Annotated in this window: 16 protein-coding genes and 1 pseudogene; 12 read left to right on the top strand and 5 right to left on the bottom strand. The window is 72.0% G+C overall.

The features are described 5' to 3' along the window. Window positions 1–6 precede the first annotated feature (6 nt). Window positions 7–1254, bottom strand: coding sequence for a serine/threonine-protein kinase (locus ACFYWS_RS35110; RefSeq protein WP_389283214.1), 1248 nt, complete (start codon window positions 1252–1254; stop codon window positions 7–9). A gap of 112 nt (window positions 1255–1366) precedes the next feature. Further along, window positions 1367–3010, bottom strand: coding sequence for a serine/threonine-protein kinase (locus ACFYWS_RS35105; protein ID WP_389283213.1), 1644 nt, complete (start codon window positions 3008–3010; stop codon window positions 1367–1369). Between the two features lie 432 nt (window positions 3011–3442). Here ACFYWS_RS35105 and ACFYWS_RS35100 point away from each other — a divergent pair, with 432 nt between their 5' ends. The 6 genes from ACFYWS_RS35100 to ACFYWS_RS35075 all read left to right on the top strand — a co-directional run bounded on the left by ACFYWS_RS35100 (window position 3443) and on the right by ACFYWS_RS35075 (window position 12988). Further along, the gene (locus tag ACFYWS_RS35100; RefSeq protein WP_389283211.1) at window positions 3443–6547 is read left to right on the top strand and encodes an FHA domain-containing protein; all 3105 of its coding nucleotides are present in this window, start codon (window positions 3443–3445) and stop codon (window positions 6545–6547) included. Window positions 6548–6858: 311 nt separating this feature from the next. Then, entirely contained in the window at window positions 6859–8253 is a 1395-nt protein-coding gene (locus tag ACFYWS_RS35095; protein ID WP_389283209.1) for an ABC transporter substrate-binding protein, read from the top strand. 7 nt (window positions 8254–8260) lie between these two features. After that, entirely contained in the window at window positions 8261–9664 is a 1404-nt protein-coding gene (locus ACFYWS_RS35090; RefSeq protein WP_389283207.1) for a carbohydrate ABC transporter permease, read from the top strand. Next, the gene (locus ACFYWS_RS35085) at window positions 9661–10542 is read left to right on the top strand and encodes a carbohydrate ABC transporter permease (protein WP_389283205.1); all 882 of its coding nucleotides are present in this window, start codon (window positions 9661–9663) and stop codon (window positions 10540–10542) included. Before ACFYWS_RS35090 ends, ACFYWS_RS35085 begins: the two co-directional genes overlap by 4 nt. Window positions 10543–10733: 191 nt before the next feature. After that, on the top strand, window positions 10734–11576 hold the full coding sequence (locus ACFYWS_RS35080) for a class I SAM-dependent methyltransferase (RefSeq protein WP_389283204.1): 843 nt from the start codon (window positions 10734–10736) through the stop codon (window positions 11574–11576). A gap of 101 nt (window positions 11577–11677) precedes the next feature. Further along, window positions 11678–12988 (top strand): hypothetical protein, encoded by a 1311-nt coding sequence (locus ACFYWS_RS35075; RefSeq protein WP_389283203.1) that lies wholly within the window; start codon window positions 11678–11680, stop codon window positions 12986–12988. A 3-nt stretch (window positions 12989–12991) separates the two neighbouring features. Here the strand turns inward: ACFYWS_RS35075 and ACFYWS_RS35070 are convergent, their stop codons facing one another. Further along, entirely contained in the window at window positions 12992–13405 is a 414-nt protein-coding gene (locus ACFYWS_RS35070) for an organic hydroperoxide resistance protein (RefSeq protein WP_389283201.1), read from the bottom strand. 114 nt (window positions 13406–13519) lie between these two features. Between ACFYWS_RS35070 and ACFYWS_RS35065 the strand changes: the two genes are divergently transcribed. Next, on the top strand, window positions 13520–13978 hold the full coding sequence (locus tag ACFYWS_RS35065) for a MarR family winged helix-turn-helix transcriptional regulator (RefSeq protein ID WP_389283199.1): 459 nt from the start codon (window positions 13520–13522) through the stop codon (window positions 13976–13978). Here the strand turns inward: ACFYWS_RS35065 and ACFYWS_RS35060 are convergent. Next, window positions 13975–15519: a threonine/serine exporter ThrE family protein gene (locus tag ACFYWS_RS35060; protein ID WP_389283197.1), complete on the bottom strand. Its 1545-nt coding sequence runs from the start codon at window positions 15517–15519 to the stop codon at window positions 13975–13977. The genes ACFYWS_RS35065 and ACFYWS_RS35060 overlap by 4 nt on opposite strands. Before the next feature lie 64 nt (window positions 15520–15583). Here ACFYWS_RS35060 and ACFYWS_RS35055 point away from each other — a divergent pair, with 64 nt between their 5' ends. The 3 genes and pseudogenes from ACFYWS_RS35055 (at window position 15584) to ACFYWS_RS35045 (ending at window position 17147) form a co-directional block, all read left to right on the top strand. Then, window positions 15584–15880, top strand: coding sequence for a helix-turn-helix transcriptional regulator (locus ACFYWS_RS35055; protein WP_389283195.1), 297 nt, complete (start codon window positions 15584–15586; stop codon window positions 15878–15880). A gap of 53 nt (window positions 15881–15933) precedes the next feature. Beyond that, a pseudogene (locus tag ACFYWS_RS35050) lies at window positions 15934–16296 on the top strand (VOC family protein); the annotation flags it as partial. Then, window positions 16293–17147 carry a class I SAM-dependent methyltransferase gene (locus ACFYWS_RS35045; protein WP_389283193.1) on the top strand — a complete coding sequence of 285 codons (855 nt, stop codon included), beginning with the start codon at window positions 16293–16295 and terminating at the stop codon, window positions 17145–17147. The pseudogene ACFYWS_RS35050 and the gene ACFYWS_RS35045, both read left to right, overlap by 4 nt. An 82-nt stretch (window positions 17148–17229) precedes the next feature. Here ACFYWS_RS35045 and ACFYWS_RS35040 read toward each other — a convergent pair whose 3' ends face one another. Next, a complete protein-coding gene (locus ACFYWS_RS35040) occupies window positions 17230–17853 on the bottom strand; it encodes a TetR/AcrR family transcriptional regulator (RefSeq protein WP_389283192.1) in 624 nt (207 codons plus the stop codon). Window positions 17854–18021: 168 nt separating this feature from the next. Here ACFYWS_RS35040 and ACFYWS_RS35035 point away from each other — a divergent pair, with 168 nt between their 5' ends. Both ACFYWS_RS35035 and ACFYWS_RS35030 read left to right on the top strand, forming a co-directional pair. Further along, on the top strand, window positions 18022–18948 hold the full coding sequence (locus ACFYWS_RS35035) for an ABC transporter permease (RefSeq protein ID WP_389283190.1): 927 nt from the start codon (window positions 18022–18024) through the stop codon (window positions 18946–18948). Continuing rightward, window positions 18941–19783, top strand: a complete 843-nt coding sequence (locus ACFYWS_RS35030; protein ID WP_389283189.1) for an ABC transporter ATP-binding protein — start codon at window positions 18941–18943, stop codon at window positions 19781–19783. The genes ACFYWS_RS35035 and ACFYWS_RS35030 overlap by 8 nt, the downstream gene beginning before the upstream one ends. The last annotated feature ends 5 nt before the right edge of the window (window positions 19784–19788 follow it).

Here is a 19788-nt window from a genome sequence, read left to right as displayed (position 1 = left end):
TCCGTGCTACGGCTGTGCGGGCGCGGAATTGTTGCTGTCCGCGGGCGGCGCCTCGTCGGAGCCTGAGGACCCTGAGGATGCCGCCCATACGCCGCCGCCGACCGCCGCCACCAGGACGAGCCCGGCCACCGAGAGCGTGATCCGTCTGCGGCGCGCGGAGTGCCGGTTGCGGGCCGAGCCGGGCCGGGGCGATCCGTGGGCGCGGGGCGCGCGGGCCGTGCCGCGGGCGCCTCCGGCCAGTTCGTCCGGCGCCGGGACCCTCATCGACGTATGGGTGTCGCGGTTGGAGTCCTTCGGCGCGGAGCCGGGGATCAGGGAGACGGCGCCGCGGCGGGGCCGCTCCGGGGGCTCCTCGGGCGTATCGGCCCGCGGCTCCGGCTCGTCGGAGGCGGGCTCCGTCTCCGGCTCGTCCACGTCGAGCGGGGGCAGGCCCGTGAGCATCGGCTGCACTTCGCGCAGGCGCGCGGCCAGCTCGGAGGCCCGCAGGCGGGAGGCCGGGGCCTTGGCGAGGCACTGGATGAGCAGCTGCCACAGCTCGTCGGGGATGCCGGGGAGCGGGACCACCGTCTCCGTGACGTGCCGGCGCAGGATCGCACCGGGGTGGCCGCCCCCGAACGGCGTGAAACCGGCGAGGAGTTCGTACAGGACCGTCGCGAGCGCGTAGATGTCGACGGCCGCGCGCGCGGGCAGGCCCTCGATGACCTCGGGGGCGAGGTAGTCGGGCGTACCGATGATCTTCGTCGCGCGCGTGCGGCGCGGGGTGTCGATCAGCTTGGCGATGCCGAAGTCGGTGAGCAGCGCGGGGTGGGAGCCGCCGGGGCCGAGCTCGCCCTGCATGTCCAGCAGCACGTTCTCCGGCTTGACGTCGCGGTGCACGATGCCCGCGGCGTGCGCGGCGGCGAGGCCCTCGGCGATGTCCGCGGCGACGGCGACCGCGGCCTCGGGCGGCATCCGGCGCTCACGGTCGAGCCGCGTGCGCAGGTCCGTGCCGCGTACGAGGTCCATGACGAGCGCCAGGTCGTTGCCGTCCACCACCAGGTCGCGCACGCCCACCACGCGCGCGTGGTCGAGGCTCAGCAGGGCGGTGCGCTCCTGGACGAAGCGGCCGACCAGTTCCTGGTCGGCGGCGAGGTCCTCGCGCAGCAGTTTGATGGCGACCGGACCCTCGGGTCCCTCGCCCAGCCACACCGTGCCCGCACTGCCGCGCCCCAGGATCTGGTGTGCGGTGTACCGGCTGCCGATCTTCCGTGCCAAGGCTGCTCCTACAGACGCGTGTTGGCGCCCAAGCTACGCGGCTCGGACGCCAACCTACGCATCAGAAGGGGAATTCACCCGCTGGGTGTCGACAAATCGCCAACGCCACCGACTAGTTGCCGGTTTTGCTCCCGAGATCGCCGATCCAGCCGGACACCGTGGAGAACCAGTCGGAGATCTGGGCCCAGTAGCCCTTGCCGGTGCCGATCCAGTCCTGGAGCGGGGTGAACTCCCAGACCAGCCAGCTCACCACGAAGAGCATCACGATCATGAACAGGCAGCCCTTGAGGCAGCCGAGGCCCGGGATCCGCATCCGGTTGGGGCTGCGGCGGCGCGGCTCGCGCGGCTCAGGGGCCGGGCGCGGGTCCTGGCGGGGCGGCGGCTGCTGCGGCGGCGCGTACTGCTGGGGCTGCTGCTGCGGCTGCCGCGGGGCGTACTGCTGCGGCTGTTGGTGCTGCGGTTGCTGTTGCTGCTGCGGGCGGGCGACCTGGCGCTGCGGGCGGCGGCGCAGCGGGTCCTCGTTCGGGTCGAGGTACTGGACCTGCGTCTGCTCGTTGCGGTCGCGGGCCGCGCGCAGCTGGTCGCCCCAGGCGTCGGGCATCTGCTGCGGCGGGCCCTGCGGCATCGGCGGCAGCACAGCCGTCGGGTCGGCCGCGTCGCCGTTCTGGGCGTTGCCCTGCTGCTGCATCACGCTGGTGGCCGCGTTCGGGTCGTACGCGCCCGCCGCCGCGGCGCCGGCCGCCGCTCCTGCCGCTCCCGCGAGGCCCGCGGCCGCCGCGTTGTTCGGCAGTACCTGCGTGGGGTCCGCGTCAGAGGTGCCGGGGCTGCCCGGGACCTGGGCCGGGGCGGGGTCCGGCATCAGGAGCGCGCCGACGCCCTCGGCGGCGGCGATCTGCGCGCTGTTCGCGTGCACGCCGATGCCCTCGGCGACGGTGCGCAGGCCGCGCGCGAGGTTCTCCGCGCTCGGCCGCTCGTCCGGGTTCTTGCGCAGGCAGCGCTCGATGACCGTCCACAGCGGGTCGGGGACCGTGGAGGGACGGCGCGGTTCGGCGCTGAGGTGCTGGTGCAGGACTTCGAGGGCCGAGCCACCGGAGAACGGCGGCCGGCCCGTGACCAGCTCGTACAGCAGGATGCCCGCGCCGTAGACATCGACGGCGCTGGTCTGCGGGCGGCCCTCGGCGGACTCGGGCGCCACGTAGGCGGGCGTGCCGACGAACTCGTGGGTGCGGGTCAGGCCCGGGGAGTCGGCGAGGCGGGCGATGCCGAAGTCGGTGAGCATCGGGTACATCTCACCGCCGTCCTGCTTCAGTAGGACGTTCGCCGGCTTGAGGTCGCGGTGCACCACACCGTCCGCGTGCGAGGCGGCGAGCGCGTCGGCGATCTGGGCCGTCATGAGCGCGGCGCCGACCGGCGAGAACGGGCCGTTCTCGCGCAGGTAGCGGTGCAGGTCCGGGCCCTCGACGAGGTCCATGACGAGGGCGAGCAGCTCCCCCTCGACGACCAGGTCGCGGGTGCGCACGATGTTCGGGTGGGTGAGCCGCAGCAGGACGGAGCGCTCCCGGAGGAAGCGCATCACCACGTCCGCGTCGTTGGCGAGCTCTTCCTTGAGGACCTTGATCGCGACGGTCTCGCCGGGCTGCCCGGCGACCGCCGCCTCGGCGCCCGCCGTCTCGCGCTGGCGGGCTCGCCAGACGGTGCCCGTGGCGCCGCGTCCGAGCGGCTCCTCGAGCAGGTACTTGCTGCCTACCGGCCGCACGTCATGCGCTCCCTGCATCGGTACTTGCTTGGGTCACCTGGTTCCGGGTGTTCCGACCCACTCTAGTGGCGGATCCCCCGGTACCGACTGTCGATCTTCTGTGGCTTTCGGTTCGCACCGGCACTGTCCTGCCCACCCGTGCACGGCCTCGGGCCTACCCGTGTTCGACGGAAAGACGCACGCTTGGGGCCGTTGGTTGCCGAGGGACGACGTGATCGATCTCAAGCAGGCAACGAGCAGGCACTTTTACGGGCAGAGCCGACCAATCAAGATCACTTACGGGTGGCTGGCGGGCGTGTTGTCAGCGGCAAGTGCAAGGATGCCTCCAGCACTGGCTGACGTGCCCGTGGCGGTGGGGGGAATCTGCGGTGGGGGACCGCGGGGCAGCCCCTCTGTTTCCGGGCGCCCGCGCAGAAGGGACCGCAGGCGGCGATGCAGATCCGGCTTACCGTCGTAGACCCCCTGGGCACGCGCCCCGACATGCTCGCACGTGGTGACGACACACTCGCGCGCGGTGTTGACGTACTGGTCACGGCCCCCGTGGGCACGGCACTCGCCGCGGTCGCCTCCGGTCTGGCCACGGCCGTCGCGGGCGGCGAGGCGGGGTCCACGACCTTGTACGCGGGCACACAGCGGCTCGACGCACACCGCTGCGTCATAGGTGAGCCCCCGCTGATCGACGGCGCGGTGATCGCGCTCGGCGCCCCCGTGGACCCGGGGCCCGAGCCGGACGACGCGGCGGCCCAGCTCCATGTGGTGGCGGGCCCCGACGCGGGCGGCGTCCACCTGCTGCACGGCGGCCAGATCCGCGTCGGCCGCTCCGCCGACGCGGACGTCCCCCTCGACGACCCGGACGTGTCCCGCCTGCACTGCGCGGTGACGCTCGGCGGCGACGGCCGGATCTCGGTGGAGGACCTGGAGTCGACGAACGGGACGTCGGTGGACGGCCGCCCCCTCGGCTCCCGCCCCGTCCGCCTGTCCCCCGGCTCACTGGTGCGCCTCGGCGAATCGGCGCTGCGGGTCTCCGTCGCGGGTGACGCCGCCCGCCCCAGACCGCTGCGGACGGCGCCGGACGGGGAGGGGCACGTACGGGTGCTGTTCGCCGAGAAGCCCGAGGACCCGCCCGCGCAGGACCCCGCCACCGACCCCGACCACGAGACCCGGCACGCGTACGGGGACTCCGCCTGGGGCGCGGCCAGCGATGCCGCTCAAGGGGGCGCGCGGCCGCTGGTGCCCGAGCAGGAAGCGGCAGAAGAAGCGCACGGCCCGCGCGTGGGCACCCCCGCGCGCGGCACCTCGCTGCCGTCCGCCCCACGCAAGCGGGGCGGTCTCTCTCGGCTGCTGCGCCGCGGGAAGCGCGACGAGCGCGACGGCTTCGACATGGAGGACCAGCAGCACGAGATCCACGAGCCGCACGTGCTGCGCACCCCACAGCGCTCCGAACCCGCCACCGACCCGGCCACACCCCCTGAGATCCCCGCGTACGAGGAGGAGCCCAGGCCCGTCGCCGCCGAGACCTGGCCCGACGCCGCCGCGCTGCTGCTCACCGCGCTCGGCCCCGGGCCGCGACTGTGGGAGCGCGGCCCCGGTGACGCGGAGGCGCTCGCGGTGCGGCTGGGCAGCGTCGACCGGCCGGGCCCCGGCGGGGTGGGACTGCTGCCCGCGGTGCCGGTCACCGTGGGCCTCGCCGAGGCCGGAGCCCTGGGGCTCGCGGGGCCGCGCGCGCGGCTCGCGGGTCTGGCGCGCTGCGCCGTCGCCCAGCTCACGACGCTGCACGCGCCGGAGCGCCTGGAACTAGTACTGATCTCGACCGACCGGGCGCGCTCCCTGGAGGAGCGGGTCGCCGACTGGTCCTGGCTCGGCTGGCTGCCCCAGGTGCGGCCCGCCCACGGCCAGGACTGCCGGCTGCTGCTCGCGTACGACCGGGAGCAGGCGGCGGCCCGTACGAACGAGCTGCTGCGCCGCCTCGACGACCACGCGGCGGGGCTCAGGCCCTCGGCGCAGGCCCCGGACGAACCCGCCGCCACGGTCGTCGTGATCGACGGCGACCCCGGGAGCGCGGCGCTGCGGGAGGCCACGGTGCGGCTCGCCGCCGAAGGGGCCGCGGCCGGGATCCACGTCGTATGTCTGGCCGAGGCGCCCGCCGCCTCGCCCGCCTCACCGGCCACCCAGAGCTACGAGGCGGCGTGCGCACAGAGCCCGGCGTTTCGCGCGTGCGGGGCGGTGGCGCTGCTCAGCGGTGATGTGGCGACGACGCTGCGGTTGCACCGGGCGGCGCAGGGACAGCTCGTGGGGCACGGGACGGTCGGCACGGCCGACGCGGTGTCGCTCGCCTGGGCGGAGCGGTTCGCGCGGGCGCTCGCCCCGTTGCGTACGGACGCGGTGGGCGGTTCCGCTGACCGGCCGGGCTCGCGCGTGTCGGCGCCGCTGCCGCAAACCTCCCGCCTGCTGGACGAGTTGGGGCTCGCCCGCGCCACCCCGGCGTCCCTCATGGCCCGTTGGGCGGCGGCCGGAGACGATCCGGACTCGCTCGGCGGGCGGGTGTGGGCGGTGCTCGGGTCCGGGCCGCGCGGCCCGCTGACCGTGGACCTGGCCGCCGAAGGTCCGCATCTGCTGGTCGAGGGGCCCGCGGGCAGTGGCCGTACGGAGCTGCTGCGTTCGGTCGCCGCGTCGCTCGCGGCGGCGGAGCGTCCTGACCGGCTCGGGATGGTGCTGGTCGACGGGACGTCGGGCGGGGAGCGCGCGGAGGGGCTGCGGGTCTGCACGGACCTGCCGCACGTCACGACGCATCTGGCCGCCAACGACCCCGTACGGATGCGGGAGTTCGCCCAGGCGCTGAGCACCGAGCTGAAGCGGCGGGCCGAGCTCATAGGGCGTACGCACTTCTCTGAGTGGCACGCGCAGCGGGCCGCGCCGGGCCGGGTGGTGTCCCAGCGCGGCGCGCCGTCCTCCGAGAACGCCGGGGACGTGGACGTGCCGCCCAGTTCGACGATGCGGCTCCGTCCCGGGGCCACGCGGGAGAAGGCGGAGGCCGGGCCCCCGCTGCCGCGGCTCGTGGTGGTCGTGGACGACCTGGACGCGTTGCTCTCGCCGCCGCTCGGTTCGCCGGGCCGGCCGGCCGCCGGGTCGGTCGTGCGGGCGCTGGAAGCCGTGGTGCGGGACGGGGAGCGGCTCGGGGTGCACCTCGTCGCGGCGTTCGCCTCCGGCGGGGCCGGGGGGTGGGCCGCCCGGCCGCGGGTCGTGCTCGACGCGCCGGGGACCGGCAGCGAGGATCCGGCGCCGGGACGCGGGGTGCTGTACGGGGCGGACGGGCGTGACGTGGAGGTGCAGTCGGGGCGGGTGACCGGGCGCATCCCCCGGACCGCGACGCAGCGGCCGACCGTGGTGGCGCTGGAGTGGGCCCGCATGGGCGACCCGCCGGACCGCCGCCCGGTCCGCGAACTGGGCAACGGGCCCACGGACCTGGCCCTCCTGGCCAGCGCCCTGGAACGCGCGGCGCGCTCCGTATCGGCCACCGAGGTTCCGTCGCTCCTCTGAATGCTCAAGCCCCGCCGGTATTTCGAGCCCCTCCGGCGCTTGAGGAGCGGGGTATGGGGCAGAGCCCCAATCCTTGAGACCGCTCCAGGGCGAGAGGCCGCGGGGCTCCGCCCCGGACCCCGCTGCTCAATCGCCGCAGGGGCTTGAAATGCCGTACGGCACCGCAGGGTTGGCGCATCACGACCCCGTCACGATCACCCGGTTTACAGCACTGGCACCCTTGCCGGTTCTCCCTGGCCGGGCGTAGACCAGTGCGCACGGGACAGCGCTCAGTACGTACGTTCAGCGTTCAGGACGAGAACGGGGCAGTGATGGGCAGCACTCGCAGCACTCTTGGTATACGCACCCCCAGGACCCGCACCTTCCGCACGGCCCTCGTGGGCATCGCCATCGGTTCCCTCGCGCTCACGCTCACCGCCTGTGGAGGCGATGACGACAACGGCAAGGAAGGCGGGGACGGCGGCACGAAGCCCGCGTCCTCGCTCAAGCTGCCGAAGCTGAACGGCAAGTCGCTGGAGATCGCCGCCGTGTGGACCGGCGACGAGCAGAAGAACTTCAAGCAGGTGCTCGCGGAGTTCGAGAAGCGGACGGGCGCGAAGGTCACCTTCGTCCCCGCCCAGGACCCGATCATCAACTTCCTCGGCTCGAAGGTGGCCGGCGGCGCCCCGCCGGACATCGCGATGCTGCCGCAGCCCGGCGCCATCAAGCAGGCCGTCGACAAGAAGTGGGCCAAGCCGCTGGGCAAGGAAGTCCAGGCGCAGCTGAGCAAGAACTACGCCCCGGGCTGGCAGGACCTCGGCACGGTCGGCGGCAAGCCGTACGGCGCGTACTACAAGGCGGCCAACAAGTCCCTGGTCTGGTACAACACCAAGGTCTTCGAGAACGCGGCCGCCAAGGAGCCGAAGACCTGGAAGGAACTGCTCGCCACCTCGCAGTCGATCTACGACTCCGGCGTCACGCCGTTCTCCGTCGGCGGCGCCGACGGCTGGCCGCTGACCGACTGGTTCGAGAACATCTATCTGTCGCAGGCGGGGCCCGAGAAGTACGACCAGCTCGCGAAGCACGAGATCAAGTGGACCGACCCGTCCGTGAAGGACGCGCTCACCACGCTCGCCCAGCTGTGGGGCAAGAAGGACTTCCTCGCCGGTGGCAACAAGGGCGCTGTGCAGACCGAGTTCACGAAGTCGGTCGAGCAGACCTTCACCGGCGGCGATCAGCCCAAGGGCGCCATGGTCTACGAGGGCGACTTCGCGCAGGTCAACATCCAGCAGACGAAGGCGAAGGTCGGCACGGACGCGAAGGTGTTCCCGTTCCCCGCGGTCGGCTCCGGTGACAAGCCGGTGGTCAGCGGCGGCGACGCCGCGGTGATCCTGAAGGACTCCGAGGCGGCGCAGGCCCTGGTGACGTGGCTGGCCTCGCCGGACGCGGCGACCATCCAGGCCAAGCTGGGCGGCTACCTCTCCCCCAACAAGAACGTGGACCTCGCCTCGTATCCGAACGATGTGCAGCGCGAGATCGCCAAGGCGCTCGTGGGCGCGGGCGACGACTTCCGCTTCGACATGTCGGACCAGATGCCGCAGGCCTTCGGCGGTACGCCCGGCAAGGGCGAGTGGAAGGCGCTTCAGGACTTCCTGATGAACCCCAAGGACATCGCGGGCACCCAGAAGACCCTGGAGGCCGAAGCGGCCAAGGCGTTCAAGGACTGACGCGGCGATGACATCCGCCACCGGCGGCGGCACCCCGGATCCCGGGGCGGCCGCCGCGACGCCACCACGCAAACGCAAGAGCGTCGCCGGCACCCGCAAGTCCGTCGCCGGGCTCTTCCTGCTGCCGGCGCTGGTCCTGCTCGGCGCCCTGGTCGTGTACCCGATCGGGTACTCGGTCATCCGGAGCTTCTTCAACGCCTCGGGCGGCTCGTTCATCGGGTTCGACAACTACGAGACGCTGTTCACGCGCGAGGACACCAAGGCCGCGATCAACAACAACATCTGGTGGGTGGTGCTGGCCCCGACGGTCGCCACGGCGCTCGGCCTGATCTTCGCCGTGCTCACCGAGCGGATCCGCTGGGCCACCGCGTTCAAGCTGGTCGTCTTCATGCCGATGGCCATCTCGATGCTGGCCGCGGGCATCATCTTCCGGCTCGTCTACGACCAGGACCCGGAGAAGGGCGCGGTGAACGCGGTCGTGACGGGGGTCCACGACACGTTCGCCGAGTCCTCCGCGTTCCCGAAGGCGCATCCGCGGCCGAACGGCTCGCTCGCCGGGAAGAGCGGCGGCCCCTTCCTCACCGAGGAACCCGTGCGGGCCGGAACTCCCGTACTGCTCCCGCTCGTTGGCGTCGCCGCCGACCAGATGCCCAAGGACGCCAAGCCGGCGAAGCAGCCCGCCACCGGGAAGGCCGGGGTCACCGGCACGGTGTGGCAGGACTTCACCCTCGGCAAGGGCGCGGGCGGCCTCAACAAGATCGACGCGACGGAGGACGGCTACCCCGGCATGCGCGTCGAGGCCGTCAAGGACGGCAAGGTCGTCGCCTCCACGACAGCAGAGGCGGACGGCACCTTCGCGCTTCCCGCCGCGGCGGACGGCGCCCAACTCCGGCTGCCCGCAGCGAACTTCAAGGAGCCGTACAACGGCGCCGACTGGCTCGGCGACAAGAAGTTCTTCACGGTCCACCTCGGCGGATTCGATCTGTACCTCAACATCGTGACGACCTCGATCATGGTCGCGTACGTGTGGATGTGGGCCGGGTTCGCGATGGTGCTCATCGGGGCGGGTCTCGCCGGTATCCCCCGCGAGCTCCTCGAAGCCGCCCGCGTGGACGGCGCCTCCGAGTGGCAGGTGTTCCGCCGGGTCACGGTGCCGCTCCTCGCGCCCGTGCTCGCGGTCGTCCTCGTCACGCTGATGATCAACGTACTGAAGGTCTTCGACCTGATCTTCATCATCGCGCCGGGATCCTCGCAGGACGACGCCAACGTGCTGGCCCTGCAGCTGTACCGCTCGGCGTTCAGCGAGGACAACGAGGGCCTGGCCAGCGCGATCGCCGTGCTGCTCCTGCTGCTCGTGATCCCGGTGATGTGGTTCAACATGAGGCGGCTGCGGCGGGAGACAAGGCGATGACCACTCTCGGCGAGACCGTCAAGGCCCCGCGCTCGCTCGCGCGCCGGATCGGCGACAGGCTCAGCGGCGGGTTCGTCCAGTTCGTGCTGCTGCTGGTCGGCGCGCTGTGGCTGGTGCCCACGATCGGCCTGCTGTTCTCCTCGCTGCGCTCTCCGGAGGACATGGCGGACAGCGGCTGGTGGACGGTGTTCAGCAAACCGGCGCAGCTGACCTTCGAGAGCTACAGCAGCCTCCTGGAGAACTCGGACATCACGCGTTCCCTGGTCAACACGGCACTGATCACGGTGCCCGCGACCCTGCTCGTGATCGTGATCGGCTCACTGGCCGGCTACGCGTTCGCGTGGATGGACTTCCCGGGCCGCGACTGGTGGTTCCTGGTCGTGGTCGGGCTGCTCGTGGTTCCCGTGCAGGTCGCGCTCGTGCCGATCGCCCGGCTCTTCGGCGACATCGGCATCTTCGGCTCGATCTTCGGCGTGATCCTCTTCCATGTCGGGTTCGGGCTGCCGTTCGCGGTGTTCCTGCTGCGGAACTTCTTCGCGGAGATCCCGCGCGAACTCCTGGAGGCGGCCCGCCTGGACGGCGCGGGCGAACTGCGCCTGTTCTTGCGGGTCGTGATGCCGCTCGGCGCTCCGGCGATCGCCTCGCTCGGCATCTTCCAGTTCCTGTGGGTGTGGAACGACATGCTGGTCGCGCTGATCTTCACGGACACGGACAGCCAGCCGATCACCGTCGCGCTCCAGACCCAGGTCCGCCAGTTCGGCAACAACGTCGACGTGCTCGGTCCCGGCGCCTTCATCTCGATGGTGGTGCCCCTGGCCGTGTTCTTCGCGTTCCAACGCCAGTTCGTGTCCGGCGTGATGGCGGGCGCCGTCAAGTAACGTCATACGACCCCGGAGGACAGGAACAAGCCACACAACCAGGATTTATCGCGCGAGAGGGCGTCCCGTTCCCTCCCGTCCACCACCAGGACACCCCGCGCACCTACCCAGAGCTGATGGCCTCCCGGTCCCTGCGGACCGAGCGCGTAGCCCGCAGGGACCGCACCCACGTCATCCGTACTGGAGCTGACATGCAGCACGAGTCCCACACCGCACCCGCCGAGCTGCCGCGCCCGGCCGCGCTCGACGACGTCAAAGGCTGGTTCCACAACATCGACCAGGTGCTCTTCGACTGGTTCCTGAGCCGGCAGCGCGCGCTCGGCCAGGGCGGGGACCTCCTCGAACTCGGCGTCTACCTGGGCAAGAGCGCCATCTTCATGGGGCAGTACCTGGAGGAGAAGGAGGCCTTCACGGTCTGCGACCTGTTCGACTCGCCCGCCGACGACGTGGCGAACGACAAGGAGATGAACAAGTCCTACAGCACCCTCACGCGGACCGCCTTCGAGGCCAACTATCTTGCTTTCCATGACGAGTTGCCCGAGGTGGTGCAGGGCCCCTCAAACGTGATCACGTCCCTGGTCGCCCCCGGCAGCTGCCGCTTCGTGCACGTCGACGCCTCGCATCTGTACGAGCACGTGCACGGCGACATCGAGGCGTCCCGCGAACTCCTCGGCGAGGACGGCATCGTCGTGCTCGACGACTTCCGCGCCGAGCACTGCCCGGGTGTCGCGGCCGCGACGTGGGGCGCCGTCGCCACGACTGGGCTGAAGCCGCTGTGCATCACGGCGACCAAGTTCTACGGGACGTGGGGCTCGTTCGAGCCGGTGCGCACCGAGCTGGGCGCGATGCTCTCGGGGCGCGACGACTTCTGGCACGGCGCGGAGGAGGTCGCCGGGCACTCGATGATCCGCATCGACGGCCGGAAGGCGAAGCGCCCGGCCCAGCCGGCGTCGCGCCACAAGCCGACCACGTCGGCCGTGCCCACGCAGCCCCCGCGCCCGAAGAACCTGCTGCGCTCACTGCTGGGCCGCTGACACCCCCGCCCCGCCTTTCGTGGACCGGCGGGCCTCACCCGCACGGCCCACGAAAGGCGGGGCGGACCGCTTTGGCGGGGCACGCATGCCCCATGCCGTACATGACGACCACCGCACTCGCCCGGGGCGTGGCGCGCGGCGCGACGGCGCTGCGCGGCGGCCACTTCTGGCGCCCGACCCCGTTCTTCGTCTTCGGCGGCCTGTTCTGGCTGCTGCTGACGCTCGCGTACTGGTGGGTGCCGATGGCCTACGACTACGGGCTGCACGCGGCGGTGATCGAACGCCTGAAGGTGAGCCTGCCGCACCCGCGCCACCCCCTGGTCGACCTCCCGGGCGCAGGCAGCTGGTACCTCTACTCCCCGTACGCGATGGCGGAGGCCGCCTTCGCGCGGGCGACGGGCCTGACGGGCTGGGAGGTCATGAAACTCGCGGGCCCCGCCAACCTCCTGGTCCTGCTGACAGGCCTGAACCGCCTCCTCCGCACCCTCACGCCCCGCCAATGGGCCCCGGTTTTCGCCCTGTTGACGCTGACACTCCTCTGGGGAACGAGCACGGACTGGCGGACCGAACCGCTCGCGCTGCGCTCCCTGATGATCGACCTCGGCTACCCGTCGACGTTCGCGATCGGGCTCGCCCTGTGGGTGTGGGCGGGCGCGTGGCGGCTGCGACGCGATGGCTCGCGCTGGGCGGTGGCGGGGATCGCGGCGGTGGGACTGGTGTGGCTGTGGCCGGAAACGGACCCCGCGTCGCCCCACGTCCCGTGGCTCGCGCTGATCGGCCTCCCGCCGTTGTGGCTGCGCCTGCGCCGCGACCGCAAGGACCCGCTCGTGCTCCTGTGTTCGGCGGGCATCGCGGCCCTCGCGTACGCCGCGCTGGCCCACCCCTCCGCGTACGGCGCGGCCATGGTGCTCACGGTGGTGCCGCTCCAGCTCGCCCTGGCGATCGCGCTCGCGGCGCCCCGCCCGTGGCCACGGCAACGCCGGGCGCTCGGCGCGCTGGCGGCGACGGGCGCGGCACTCGGCTTCCTGGCCACCGCCCTCGACCCGCCGCCGAGCTGGCCCGCGTACACCTGGGCGGCGCAGCACATTCCGCCCGGCGACACGGTCCTCACCAGCGGCTACCGTCCGACCCGCGCGCTGCCGGGCCACGGGCCGACGCTGGTCGCGCCCGCCCGCCCCGACGCGGTCGTCGACAGGGCCGACTGGAACCGGCGCCGGGCGGCGGTGCGCGCCTACCTCTCCCCCACGGCCACCCGCACCGAACGGCAGACCATCGCCGACCACTACCGCGTCCGCTGGCTGCTGCTCGACCGCGGCGAGCGGCTGCCGTCGGAGGCGGTCCTGGTGGCGTGGAGCCCACGGACGGGCGAGGCACTCGCACGGGTCAACGGGGGCTCGCCCAGGCGGGGTTGACGCCTACTCGACGACGATCTGCACGTCGATGTTGCCGCGGGTCGCGTTCGAGTACGGGCACACCTGGTGCGCCTGCTCGACCAGCTTGCGGCCGGTCTCGGCGTCGACCGATTCGGGCAGCTCGACGCGGAGCACGACGGCGAGCCCGAAGCCCTCGCCCTGCTTGCCGATGGAGACCTCGGCGGTGACGGCGGCGTCGGCGACGTCCACCTTGGCGCCCCGGCCGACGAGCCCGAGCGCGCTGCCGAAGCAGGCCGCGTAACCGGCGGCGAAGAGCTGCTCCGGGTTGGAGCCCTGGCCGTTCCCGCCCATCTCCGTCGGGATGCCGAGCTGAAGGTCGATCACGCCGTCCGAGGAGACGGCACGCCCGTCGCGGCCGTGGGTGGCGGTGGCGACGGCGGTGTAGATGGCGTCCATGGGTGGACCTGCCTCTCGTTTCCGTAAATCTCTTCGCGACTGTCTTCGTCCCTCACCAATAGAGCACACAATTCAATTGCACACAACTCAATCGCGCAACGGTATCCTGACTCCATGGCCAGCACCGACGAGTTCCTCCGGCTCGACCGCCAGATCTGCTTCTCGCTCAACGCGGCGTCACGCGCCTTCGGCGGCGTCTACCGCACGCTGCTCAAGGACCTGGGCCTCACCTACCCGCAGTACCTGGTGATGCTGGTGCTCTGGGAGGCCGCGCCCGAGGAGGGCCCGCTCCCGGTCAAGCGCCTCGGCGAGCGCCTCCGCCTCGACTCCGGCACGCTCTCCCCGCTCCTCAAGCGCCTGGAGGCGAACGGCCTCGTACGCCGCGAGCGCAGCGCCACGGACGAGCGCTCGGTGACCATCGCGCTCACCGACTCCGGCGCGCCCCTGAAGGACCGCGCGGCCGAGGTCCCCCGCAAGATCGCCGCCGCAACGGGCTTCGACCTCCAGGAAATCGAAACCCTCCGCTCCCAACTCGACCGCCTGACAACCGCACTGGACAACGCGGCCCTCTAACGCCGCGGCGGCCGGCTCGGCACAGGCCGAGTGGGCGCATTCACCGTCCGCCGAGCGCGCAAGACCACCATCAAGCCCCGCCGGCGATTGAGGCGCGGGGTCCGGGGCGGAGCCCCGTGACGTGGCCCCCGTCGCGGCGCACGAGACCCCCCGGCCCCCCGAACCCTCCGCCCGAGCTGCGCCGCCTCCCCCGCAAGCCCCACCCCCACCGCGATCGCCAACGTCACCGCTGCCGCATGCACCAGCCCCCCGACCCCCGTCGTGGTCCGCCCGGAGGCAAGCGCGGCCAACGCCACGTACAACGCACTGCCCGGCAGCAACGGGGCGATACCAGGAACGACGAGCGGCAGCGCCGACTCCCGCCTCCGCCGGGCCACGGCATGCGCGGCGCACCCGACACCGGCCGCCACCACCGCCGTACCGACGAGCGAGGGAAGCCCGAGGGCGGCGAACTCGGCCGCCACCACGAACCCGCCGAGCCCGAGCAGCGCGGCAGGCAACCAGTCACGCCGCGGCGTACGCGCCCGCGCCGCCACGGCCACCGAGAACACGGCGGCGCCCACGGCGGGCGCTCCCAGATACCCGGCCCGCGCGGCCGTCGGCACGACCGGCGCCTCGAACCCGACGAGCCGCCCCAGTCCGAGCACCGCCACCACGCCCGTGACGACGGCGGCGAACACCAGCATCGCGTCGACGAGCCGCCCCAGCGCGGTCAGATAGTGCCCGGTGAGCGCGTCCTGCACGGCGCTGACGAAGGTCACGGTCGGCAGCAGCCCCAGCACCCCGGCGACCACGACGGACTGCACGGTCGTCGGCGGCGCGCTGTGACTGATCGCGACGGCCAGCACGGCGGTCGGCATCGCGGCGACGGCCGACCGGTAGAACGCGGGCACGCCGTTGCGCCCCAACCAGCCGCTCAACAGCGCCCCGAGCAGCCCGGCGAGGAACGCGCACACCGAGGTCAGCGCGCCGCCACCGAACGCGATGCCACCGCCGGCCGCCACGAGCCCGGTCTGCACGGGCACCCTCCAGCGCGCCCACCGCCCCCGCTCCGCAGGCGCGTCGAGTATCCGCGCGGTCGCGGCCCGCGCCTCGTCGAGCCCGAGCTGGCGGGCACTGATCCGCTCGACGAGAGCGTGGATGCGCCCCAGGACACGGAAGTCGGTGGCGTGCTTACGGATCACGCGGTTCGCGTGCAGCGGTGTCAGCTCACCGGGCGCGTGCGCGGACAGCGACACGGAGGCGAGCGTGACGCCCGGCTCGCAGTAGCTGAGCCCGTACGTCTCGGCGACGACCAGCATCCCGGCGACCGCCTCCTCGGCGGAGGCCCCGTACGCCAGGAGCGCCTCACCGAGCCGCGTCGTGAGCTCGGCGACGCGGGCGCCGTAGGCCTCCATGTCGACCCGGCCGTCGTCGTGCAACAGTTCCCCGCCGTACCCGTAACTTCTGATCGGCTCGATGCCGCGCAGCCGGGGCAGCGCTTTGGCCAGCCAGGGGTCGGCGCGGTCACGGGCGGGGATGGGGCGAGTCCTCGAAAGCATACAAATCGAGCGTAACGGACATCACACTTAACCGACTTAAGCCTCCCGTGCCAGGATCGAAACGATGGACACAGCCACGGACGGACACCTCGCGCATCTCCGCCGGCTCCGCGCCGCCAAGGACGCCATGGACCGCGACTGGGCCGACGAGACCCTGAACCTGGACACGGTGGCGACCCACGCCGGCTACTCGCGCTCGCACTTCGTCCGGGCGTTCAAGACGGCGTACGGGCAGACACCTGGCGAGTACCGCCGGTCGAAGATCGCCCGCGGCGCCGCACTCATCCCCGGCTGCTACGCCCTGCTGTGGGCAGGCGGCTTCCACCCGACCAGAGACAGCAATTCCGAAGAAGCCGACTGACGCCTCCACTGCCTACGATGGACCGGCCAGGACAAGCACATGGCGGGAGCCCCCAGCTCGGCATGGAGCTCCGCACCGACATGTCCATGGGCGACTCCCGCTGGATCACCGTCGGCGCCAAGGACCAGCCGGAGTTCGAGCTCGCGCTGATGCGCCCCGACGGCCACGGCGTCGACCCCGAGTCCGCCAAGGCCCTCACGGAACTGGTCGCCAAGGGCGTGCTCGGCGGCGGCGCCCTGCGCACGGACGACTGCCGCGGCGACTACGAGACGTTCACGTCACGCGGCGTCGAATTCCTCCAGGAACCGAAGGAGCGCCCGTACGGCATCGAGGCCGTCTTCCGCGACGACAACGGCAACTGGTACTCGCTGACCGAGCGCAACGAGAAGCTCGACCTCACCAAGGAATGGGCATGAGCACGGAACCAACTTCCGCACCGGACAACACGGCGGAGCGCTGCGCCCTGTGGCGGGCGATGCACGTCCAGGTCGACGACGCACCGCACGTGCTGGAGGACGAGGTGGGCCTGCGCCTGCTCGCCCCCGCCTCCGACTGGCGCGAGCGCCCCGACATGGAGCCGATGGCGACCCGCGGCTTCCGGGCCGCGATGGTCTCGCGCGCCCGCTTCGTCGAGGACCTGGTGGAGCGCGAGTCGGAGCGCGGCGTCGACCAGTACGTCATCCTCGGCGCGGGCCTGGACACGCTCGCCCAGCGCCGCCCGGAACTCGCCGCCCGCCTCGACATCTACGAGGTCGACCAGCCGGGCCCGCAGTCCTGGAAGCGCGCCCGCCTCGAAGCGCTCGGCTACGGGGTCCCGCCCCGCCTGCACCTCGTCCCCGTCGACTTCGAGCGGGAGTCCTGGTGGGACGGGCTCACGGCGGCCGGATTCGATCCCCGCCGCCCGGCGGTCGTCGTCTCGACGGGCGTCGCCATGTACCTCACCCGCGAGGCCACGGCCGCGACCCTGGAACAGATCGCGAAGCTGGCGCCCGGCTCCACCCTGGCCCTCTCCTTCATCCTCCCGGCCGACCTCCTCGACGAGGCGGACCGCTCGGGCATGGAGACCAGCAAAAAGGGCGCGAGCGCCTCCGGCACCCCCTTCCTCAGCCTCTACGCCCCCGAGGACATTCTCACGCTGGCCCACGCCGCGGGCTTCGCGACCACCCACCACGTACCGGGCACGGACCTCGCGACCCGCTACTTCGCGGCCCGCGAGGACGCTCTGCGCCCGTCGAGCGGCGAGGACTTCCTCCTGGCCACGACCTGATCCGTACCGAAAGCGCGAGGGGCTGTGACGTAGGACTACGAATGGGCCGTAGTCCTACGTCACAGCCCCCGCGGCACCCCGCTCAGAGCGCCCCCAGCCCCGCCGCCGTCGCCGCCGCCAAGCGCTTCAGGTGGCCCTTCGGGAGCTTGGGCGTGCGGACGACCAGCGTGCGCCAGTACAGGGGGCCCGAGATCAGGTCCAGGGCCAGTTCCTCGTCGAGGCCCGCGCGGAGCTCGCCGCGCTCCACCGCCGCTCGTACGATGCCGCTCGCCACCCCGTGCTGACCCTCGCGCAGCGCCTTCTGCAGGGCCTCGGCGATCTCCGGGTTGCGGGCCGCCTCCGCCTGGAGGTCGGGGATGATCTGGCCGGCCACGGGGTGGCGCAGCGCGCGTGACGTGACCTCGTAGAGGAGGCGGAGGTCGGCCTCCAGGGAGCCCGTGTCCGGGGCGGGCAGGCCCTGCACGGCGATCGCCGAGACCAGGTCGAGGACCAGGTGGAGCTTGGACTTCCAGCGGCGGTAGACCGCCGTCTTGCCGACGCCCGCGCGGCGCGCGATGCCCTCGATGGACATGCGCGCGTAGCCGACCGAGGCCAGCTCCTCGAAGACGGCCGCGCGGATGGCTTCCGTCACGTCCTCGCGCAGGACGGCCGCGCCGGCCGGGGCCCTGCGGCGCGGCGGCTTGGGGGAGTCGGCGTTGGTCGGCATAGGGCGAATCATAAGGGCGCGGCTCCGCGACGACGAAACGGTTGCGTTCCGACGTCGTTCCGCCCTACGCTCACGTCACGACGATACGGACCCGTCCCGACGTGAACGGCGGATGAACAGCCGGAACCGACGGCGGAGCCGAACGAACCCCGACCGAAAGCAGCGGATGTGAGCCAGGTCCTGGACGCGCCTCCCCCTCTCCCGCAGGAGGCACCGCCGTCCACCCCTGAGGATCCGGCGGCCCTCGCCGCCCGGTACGGACTGAGCGTCAGCGGCGCGCGGCCCTCGCTGCCCGCGTACGTACGCCAGTTGTGGCAGCGCAGGCACTTCATCGCGTCCTTCTCGACCGCCAAGCTCACGGCCCAGTACAGCCAGGCGAAGCTGGGGCAGGTCTGGCAGGTGCTGACGCCGTTGCTGAACGCGGCGGTGTACTACCTCATCTTCGGCAAGCTCATGGGCACCAGCCGGGGCGTGCCGGACTACATCCCGTTCCTGGTCACGGGCGTGTTCGTATGGACGTTCACGCAGTCGTCGGTGATGGCGGGGACGAAGGCGATCTCCGGGAACCTCGGACTCGTCCGGGCCCTGCACTTCCCGCGGGCCTCGCTCCCGGTCTCGTTCTGCCTCCAGCAGCTCCAGCAGTTGCTGTTCTCCATGTGCGCGCTCGTGGTCATCCTGCTGGCGACGGGCGTGCCGCCTGCGCCGTCCTGGGTGCTGGTGGTGCCCGCTCTCGCGCTTCAGTTCGTGTTCAACACCGGGCTCGCGATGATCATGGCGCGGCTCGGTTCGAAGACGCCGGACCTCGCGCAGCTGATGCCGTTTTTGCTGCGTACGTGGATGTACATGTCCGGCGTGATGTGGAGCCTGCCGCATCTGACAGCGGGGCGTGACATTCCCCCGCTCGTCACGACGCTGCTCCAGGCCAACCCGGCCTCCGTCTACATCGACCTGATGCGCTTCGCGCTCATCGACAGCTTCACCGCGGATCAACTGCCGCCGCACATCTGGGCCCTGGCGGCCGGCTGGGCGCTGCTCGCCGGGGTCGGCGGGTTCATCTACTTCTGGAAGGCCGAGGAGACGTACGGACGTGGCTGACAACACCACAGGACAGGTACCGACCGTCATCGCCGACAGCGTCGACATCGTCTATCGCGTCAATGGGACCGGCGCGGGGCGTGGCGCCGCTACCGCCGCGCTCAGCCGCATCCTCGGCGGCCGGAAGAAGGCCGAGAAGCGGGCGGGAGTGCGGACCGTGCACGCCGTGAAGGGGGTCTCGTTCACTGCCTACCGCGGTGAGGCCATCGGGCTCATCGGGACCAACGGGTCGGGGAAGTCGACGTTGTTGAAGGCTGTCGCCGGGCTGCTCCCGACCGAGAACGGGGCCATCTACACCGACGGGCAGCCCTCGCTGCTCGGCGTGAACGCGGCCCTCATGAACGACCTCACCGGCGAGCGCAACGTGCGGCTCGGCGGGCTCGCGATGGGGATGTCCCGCGAGCAGGTGCGGGAGCGCTACGAGGAGATCGTCGACTTCTCCGGGATCAATGAGAAGGGCGACTTCGTGACGCTGCCGATGCGGACCTATTCGTCCGGCATGGCCGCCCGGCTGCGGTTCTCCATCGCCGTCGCCAAGGAGCACGACGTGTTGTTGATCGACGAGGCGTTGGCCACGGGTGACCGGGCCTTCCAGAAGCGGTCCGAGCAGCGGATCAAGGAGCTGCGCAAGCGCGCGGGCACCGTCTTCCTCGTCAGCCACAGCAACAAGTCCATCCGCGACACCTGCGACCGGGTGCTGTGGCTGGAGCGCGGCGAGCTGCGGATGGACGGGCCGACCGAGGACGTCCTCAAGGAGTACGAGGCGTTCACCAACGCCGCGACCGGTGCCAGCAAGCCCAAGCCGAAGAAGGCCAAGGCTCCCGTCGCCGCCTGACCGTG

Origin of the sequence: Streptomyces sp. NPDC002795 (assembly GCF_042888725.1) — a bacterium.
In the GTDB taxonomy this organism is placed as follows: domain Bacteria; phylum Actinomycetota; class Actinomycetes; order Streptomycetales; family Streptomycetaceae; genus Streptomyces.
This window is presented reverse-complemented; position numbering and strand designations above follow the sequence as displayed.